The following is a 1,102-nucleotide window of genomic DNA, read 5'->3' as shown; positions in this document are numbered from 1 at the left end:
CCTCGGTGCGGCCGTCGGCTTCACCCGGTGCATGGACGATGGTGGCGAGGCGCGCGCCCCTGGCGACGCGGTCGCCGGGTTTCACGTCGTAGAGCACGGCACCGGCCCGTGGCGCCGGCATCATGTCGATGTTTTCCAATGGCGCCACGAAGCCGGTGAAAGGACCCGGCGCGGGCAGGGTGCTATCGGCGATCACGCCGCGCGCCACCAACAGCCGGTAGAGGCCGTCGGCGTCGGCGGCGGCCAGGGCACCGTCGACATCGAGGATGCCGCGATATTCGACGGTGGTGGCGACGCGGCGGTCGAGCTTGGCCACATCGGCGGGGACGTTCTGGTAGGGCATGATCGAGGCGCCCTCGAAGGTGCCGTCGGTGTCCTCGCTCCACAGCACGACCGCGTCGACGCCCATGGCGGCGGCGCAATCGGCCATGGCAGGCCACAGGCTGGTGTGGACGTAGAGGTAGGCGAGGCCCTCGTCATCGCAGTGCAGGTCGAGCACGATGTCATGGCCGAGCGAGAGCTGCACCAGCCGCGTCTTCAGCCGCTGGTCGACGCTGCCAAGGGTGGTGTCGGGCAAGAGCGCTGTGTCGGGCGCGGTGAGTAGCGGAAAGCCGCGGTTGAAATTGGTGCGCGTGCCCAGATGGAAGCGGCCCTGATGCTCGCCGAAATGATATTGCGCCCGGCCGATCGGATTGGCCCAGGGCACGACGGTGAGATTGCCCTTGATGCGGCCTGCGGCCTCCGCTTTGGCAAGCATCGGCATCAGCGCGTCGATGGCGACGACGCCCGGCAACTCGCCGGCATGGAGTGCCGCCTGTAGGTATGCCGAAGGAGCAGCCTTGTCGGAACCAGTGAAGCGGAACAGCGGGCATTCGTAGGAAACCCCTCCGCTTTCGCCGGCGATGCGCTCGATCGATCTCTGCATGACATCCTCCATCAAGAGCGAGAGACATGCGATTTGAAGGCGCCGATGTCGATTGGTCCAGCCCGCCGCGCTATGGGCGCAAGAGGCTATTCAGCCGGAAGCGGGATGACCGGCGCGCGCCGGTCATCCCGCTTCCGGCTGAATAGCCTCTTGCGCCCATAGCGCGGCGGGCTGGAC

Annotated in this window: 1 protein-coding gene; it reads right to left on the bottom strand. The window is 67.3% G+C overall.

All coding sequences use genetic code 11. The features are described 5' to 3' along the window. Positions 1-925: succinylglutamate desuccinylase/aspartoacylase family protein (locus EN906_RS34985; RefSeq protein ID WP_127375816.1), on the bottom strand; the 925-nt coding region annotated here is incomplete at its 3' end. Positions 926-1,102: the final 177 nt, after the last annotated feature.

This window comes from Mesorhizobium sp. M7A.F.Ca.CA.004.06.1.1, assembly GCF_003999135.1.
Taxonomy (GTDB): Bacteria; Pseudomonadota; Alphaproteobacteria; order Rhizobiales; family Rhizobiaceae; genus Mesorhizobium.
This window is presented reverse-complemented; position numbering and strand designations above follow the sequence as displayed.